This is a genomic window from Endozoicomonas sp. SESOKO1 (assembly GCF_024606265.1).
In the GTDB taxonomy this organism is placed as follows: Bacteria; Pseudomonadota; Gammaproteobacteria; order Pseudomonadales; family Endozoicomonadaceae; genus Endozoicomonas.
Genome location: NZ_JAHHPP010000287.1, coordinates 1 through 5,814 on the forward strand (window position 1 = coordinate 1; position 5,814 = coordinate 5,814).

A 5,814-nucleotide genomic window follows, 5' to 3' on the forward strand; every position below is an offset into this window, starting at 1 on the left:
TCCTGAAATAACTTCGACATTTCTACAGACGCTACCCGCCGCCCGCTTCCCGAAAAGCTGGAACCACTTGTACTTTTGCGGGCAGCGGGTGGCGGGCGGCGGCATTTTCCCAGTCTGAATAAAAGTGGCAGGTTATTCCAATGACTCCAATGGCTGACTATTCCTGACATTTCAGAGAAACATGACCTCTGTTCTGGTATTTTTCTCCCAAAGAACACACTGATTGATCAGGCTGTATGCCTGATGCCGCTTTTGTTTTTGCCTTTCCAGACGAAACAGTTAAAAAGCAGATGCTCCCGTAAGGGCACTTTGTAGACCGAGGCTACCATGAGAGCTGATATCGTTATTCTTGCTGCCGGGCAGGGCAGCCGCATGAAATCCAGCCTGCCAAAGGTATTGCACCGTATTGCCGGCAAACCCATGCTGGAACATGTCATCCTCAGTGCCCAGCACACGCAGAAGAAAGTCGGTAACGGCAAGATTCATGTGGTGATTGGTCACGGGGCTGAGCAGGTAAAAAAGGCCCTTGGCCATTACGATCTGAACTGGGTGATTCAGGAAGAGCAGTTGGGTACCGGCCATGCTGTGCAGCAGGCACTGCCGGGCTGTAAAGGTGCGGATGTGGTGCTGGTGCTCTATGGTGACGTTCCCCTGATTCACTCTTCTTCCCTGCAGTCACTGCTGGCAGCCAGTAACGGCGAGCGTCTGGGCCTGTTGACCATTAACCTGGCCAACCCTTCCGGTTATGGCCGGATTATCCGCGATGGTTTTGGCAATATTCAGGCCATTGTTGAGGATAAGGATGCCACCCCTGAGCAGCTGGCCATTAATGAAGTGAATACCGGCATCATGGCTATTCCCGGCAATAAGGCGAGCAGCTGGGTAAGCAATCTGAAGAATGAAAACGTGCAGCATGAGTTCTATCTCACTGACATTGTTTCCATGGCCGTGGCCGAAGACACTCCGGTCATTCATGTCCAGCCGCAGCTTCCTATTGAAGTTGAAGGTGTTAACAGCCGTGTCCAGCTGATGGAGCTGGAACGTGCCCGCCAGCTGCAGCTGGCCAAGAACCTGATGGTTAATGGCGTCACGGTCATTGACCCACAACGTCTGGATATTCGTGGTGACGTTAAGACTGGCCATGACATTACCCTGGACATCAATGTGGTTCTCGAAGGCAAGGTTGAGCTGGCAGATAACGTTTATATCGAACCCGGTTGTGTGATTCGCAACTCTGTTATCGGGGAAGGTGCCGTTATTAAAGCTCACTCTATTCTTGAAGATGCAGTTGTCGCTGCAGGATGCGAGGTTGGCCCTTTTGCCCGCCTGAGACCAGGCACCGAACTTAAGGAAAAAGCCCGGGTCGGCAACTTTGTGGAAATCAAGAAAACTGTTATTGGCAAAGGCAGCAAGGTCAATCACCTCAGCTATGTGGGCGACTGTGAAGTCGGCGATGACGTTAATGTGGGTGCTGGCACCATTACCTGCAATTACGATGGTGTCAATAAATTCAGGACTGTGATTGGCGATGGTGCTTTTATCGGCAGCAACAGTTCGCTGGTGGCTCCTGTGACCATTGGCCGCGGTGCAACCACCGGTGCGGGTTCCACCATTACCAAAGATATTCCCGATGAACAGCTGGCCGTGGCACGTGGCAAGCAGCGCAATATTGAAGGCTGGCAGCGCCCGGTAAAGAAAGACTGAGATTTACAGGAAGGGGGAGATGACTCTCACGTCAGCCACTCCCTGATGATTTTTGCAACGTTTATGATGACCCAAGGGATCGACAACTATGTGTGGGATTGTTGGTGCTGTAGCGCAAAGAGATGTAGCAGATATTCTGCTGGAAGGGCTTCGTCGTCTGGAATACCGGGGCTATGACTCAGCAGGTATCGCCATCATTAATGCCAATGGTGAGCTTCACAGAGAAAGGCGTACCGGCAAGGTATCTGAACTGGCTGAGGCGGTTTCCCTGAACCCGCTTCGGGGCGGTACCGGCATTGCCCATACCCGCTGGGCCACCCATGGGGCACCCAGTGAGCGTAATGCCCACCCTCACGTATCAGAAGATCATATTGCCGTTGTCCATAATGGCATTATTGAAAACCATGAAGCATTGAGAGTGTTTCTGCAGGGTGAAGGCTATGTCTTTACCTCGGATACCGACACGGAAGTTATTGCCCACCTGGTCAGCCTGGAACTCAAGGGCAGTAACTCACTGCTGAACGCCGTGCAGAAAACGGTAGCCAGGCTGGAAGGTGCCTATGGCATGGTGGTGATGGACTGCAACGACAATGAACGTCTTGTTGTCGCCCGTTCCGGCAGCCCACTGGTGATAGGCGTCGGTATTGGCGAACACTTTATCGCTTCCGACCAGCTGGCCCTGTTCCCGGTTACCCGCCGATTCATGTTCCTGGAAGAAGGCGATGTAGCGGAAGTGACCCGCAACGGGGTGACGATTCTGGATGTGACTGGCACCCCGGTTGAGCGAGAGGCCAGGGACAGTGATATTGAACATGATGCCGGCGATAAAGGCCCTTACCGCCACTACATGCTGAAAGAGATTCACGAGCAGCCGGAAGCCATCGCCAATACCCTGGAAGGTCGCCTGGGCGAGCATCAGCTGAATCTCGATATCCTGGGCAAGGAAGGCCGGGAGATTCTCAGTAAAACCCGCGTCGTTCAGATCGTCGCCTGCGGAACCAGTTACCATGCCGGCATGGTGGCCCGCTACTGGTTTGAAGAGCTGGCGGGTATTCCCTGCCGTGTCGAGATTGCCTCTGAGTTCCGCTACCGGAAATTCTTTGTGCCTGAAGACTGCTTGTTTGTCACCATCTCCCAGTCCGGTGAGACAGCCGATACGCTGGCCGCATTGAAACTGGCGAAAGAACTGGGCTATATGGCTTCACTGAGCATTTGTAATGTGCCGGGCTCTTCCATGGTGCGGGAGTCGGATATCGCCATGATGACCCGGGCCGGTGCAGAGATTGGCGTAGCGTCTACCAAGGCATTTACCACTCAGTTAACGGCATTGCTGATGCTGGTGACGGCGATTGGCCGTCATACGGGAATGACCCCGGAACAGGAATCCAATGTTGTTTCAGCATTACGGAACCTGCCACACATCCTGAAGAGTACACTGGTACTAAGTGATGACATTGAAGCCATGGCGGAAGCCTTTGCCGATAAGCATCACAGTCTGTTCCTGGGCCGTGGAACCCAGTATCCCATCGCCATGGAAGGGGCTCTGAAGCTTAAAGAGATTTCCTATATCCATGCAGAAGCCTACGCGGCCGGTGAACTGAAGCATGGCCCACTGGCATTGATCGATAACGATATGCCGGTAATTGTGGTGGCACCGAACAACGACCTGCTGGAAAAACTGAAATCCAATATGGAAGAGGTGCGGGCAAGAGGCGGACAGCTGTTTGTCTTTGCGGATAAACAGGCCAACCTGACCGAGACCGAAGGTGTCCGGGTTCTGCCAGTGGATGAGGTGCCGGAAGTGGTTGCCCCGATTCTTTATACTATTCCCCTGCAATTGCTCTCTTATTATGTGGCGATTATCAAGGGTACCGATGTTGATCAGCCGCGCAATCTGGCCAAAAGCGTGACGGTTGAATAATTTTTGTAGCTGGACAGGTGGAAATTAATAAACTGAAACCGTCCAGTGTATGAGCAAGGCTGTGAAACAGGCATGGGCTATCCCCATGCCCGGGACATTTATTCAGTTCAGATTTCAGCTGAACCAGCCAGATGAACACGCATACTCTGAATCACCGCCCGGGCACATATGCTACAGAAATATGGTTACTCTGGTGGCCCGCCATCAGGTCATCACGACCTACACCATCGAGAACGCAATTGATCAAAGGCCGTTCTCTGGCAGTGCTATCCAGACGATGCTTAAATTCTGCCTGTGGCAATTCAAACGCAGTTCCGCTACCAACATAAAACCAATGGGCATCGACGTTTAATAGACTCATTCAATCATGGCTCAATGACAAACGCCCTGGCCCGGGCTTTGGGAGCGCAAATGGTTGACCGGCAAAGGCAGGTTATTGCGTTTTGTGGTGATGGCGGTTCTTCCATACTGATGGGTGATCTACTGACCCTGAAGCCCTATAACCTGCAATTAAAAATTGTCGTATTGAATAACAGCTCATTGGGGTTTGTTGATCTGGAAATGTGAGTACTCATGCGTGCACCCTGCACCCACAATGACGTTCAAATTTTTAACCGGACAGTAGTGAATTTAACTGAATCTTGATCTGTATCGGCCGATATTTTGACAAACTATTATCCAACACAAACAACTACAATTACTGAATCACCTGAAAAACTGAAAATAATCCGGACAACACCTTAGCGGAAGAGGTAACCTGATGAATTCTAACAGCATGCCCATAATTGGATATGTCACCGATACCACCAAATCTATTGAGGCTGTTGATTCTAATGGGAATATTATAATTAAAAATGTTGGTGACCCTATTTACCTTAACGAAGTTATTAACAATGAGTCCGGTGCAGCAGTTGTTATCAGTTTATTAAATGGACAAACACTGACTATTCCGATTGCACAACAAATGGTGATGGGGCCAGAGCTCATTAATAGCGTTGATCCAGAGGATTCAGAAGAAGAGGATGATCAAGAAGAGAGCGATCAAGAAGAAAGTGACCAGGAAGAAAGCGACCAGGAAGAAAGCGGCCAGGAAATAAATGATCAGAAAAAAAATGACCTGGAAAAAAGTGACCAGGAAATAAATATTCAGGAAAATGGTGATCAAATTGAAGAAATCAATCAAATTAGTGACTCACCAGAAAATCAATCAAATGACGATGATTCAAGCCAGAGAACACCAGATCAACCCATTATAAGTAATGTAGAATCACGGGTAATTTCCCGAACACCTGCCATTGAGCAGGAAAGCAATCAAAATCCGGAGCCCCAATCAGGGAGTAACGAGCCCAGTCAACAGGTAAACAACTTAATTAGCCAGCTGAGCAACAACCCACTAATTTCTCCCGTTATTGCTCCCGTCAGTGCTCCCGTCAGTGCTCCTGTCATTGAAAATCAAAACTTTAACGTTAATGAAAACGTCCCTGAAGATGGCTCTACTGTGATAGGTCAAGTTTCTGCCAGCGATTCAGGTGATATCACGTTTGCCATCACCCAAGGTAATGAAGACAACACCTTTGCCATCGACCCTGCAACCGGCGAACTGCTTGTTACCGGTCCCCTGAATCATGCAAGCAGGGATAGCTACAGCTTAACCGTCGAAGTGACCAACCAGGCTGGTCTCAGTAAAAATGTCTCCATTAACATTTCAGTTAATGATATCAATGAAGCGCCTGAAGCCCGTGACGATGTTGATGACAGCCATGAAAACCATGTTCTGACCATCGATGTATTGGCAAATGATGTCGATCCGGATCTGGGTGATAGCCCCGCCAATTTCAGCCTCAACAGTGCTGAGATTGTCGATAACCTGGGCAATGTTATCAATGGTCAGGGCTCTGTCACGATTGTTGATAACCGGCTACAGTTTGCTCCCGGGGCTGATTTTGATCATCTGGCCACCGGTGAGTCAGCTGTCATCACTATTCATTACAACATGAGTGACGATGGTGGTATGACTTCGGATGCCATCACCACCATTACCGTCACTGGAACCAACGACGCACCAGTGGCCACCGCCGATATTGACACCACCTGGGAAAACAACAGCGTTGTCGTCGATGTCGTTGCCAACGACAGTGACCTGGATGGCAACAGTATGCTCAGTGTCAGTGCTGCCAGCATTGCCACCA

At 50.1% G+C, this 5,814-nt stretch carries 5 protein-coding genes; 4 read left to right on the forward strand and 1 reads right to left on the reverse strand.

Annotation, left to right across the window (positions count from 1 at the left end; genetic code table 11):
* The first annotated feature begins 327 nt into the window (after positions 1-327).
* Together glmU and glmS are read left to right on the forward strand one after the other, a co-directional pair.
* On the forward strand, positions 328-1,704 hold the full coding sequence (gene glmU, locus KDK13_RS12720; protein ID WP_257285346.1) for a bifunctional UDP-N-acetylglucosamine diphosphorylase/glucosamine-1-phosphate N-acetyltransferase GlmU: 1,377 nt from the start codon (positions 328-330) through the stop codon (positions 1,702-1,704).
* A gap of 88 nt (positions 1,705-1,792) precedes the next feature.
* Entirely contained in the window at positions 1,793-3,625 is a 1,833-nt protein-coding gene (gene glmS / locus KDK13_RS12725; protein ID WP_257285347.1) for a glutamine--fructose-6-phosphate transaminase (isomerizing), read from the forward strand.
* 151 nt (positions 3,626-3,776) lie between these two features.
* Here the strand turns inward: glmS and KDK13_RS12730 are convergent, their stop codons facing one another.
* The gene (locus KDK13_RS12730) at positions 3,777-3,986 is read right to left on the reverse strand and encodes a hypothetical protein (RefSeq protein WP_257285349.1); all 210 of its coding nucleotides are present in this window, start codon (positions 3,984-3,986) and stop codon (positions 3,777-3,779) included.
* Positions 3,987-4,000: 14 nt separating this feature from the next.
* On the opposite strand from KDK13_RS12730, the gene KDK13_RS12735 reads away from it, so the two are divergent.
* Positions 4,001-4,192: a thiamine pyrophosphate-dependent enzyme gene (locus KDK13_RS12735; protein ID WP_306671109.1), complete on the forward strand. Its 192-nt coding sequence runs from the start codon at positions 4,001-4,003 to the stop codon at positions 4,190-4,192.
* A 193-nt stretch (positions 4,193-4,385) separates the two neighbouring features.
* On the forward strand, positions 4,386-5,814 hold a 1,429-nt coding region (locus KDK13_RS12740; protein WP_257285348.1), incomplete at its 3' end, for an Ig-like domain-containing protein.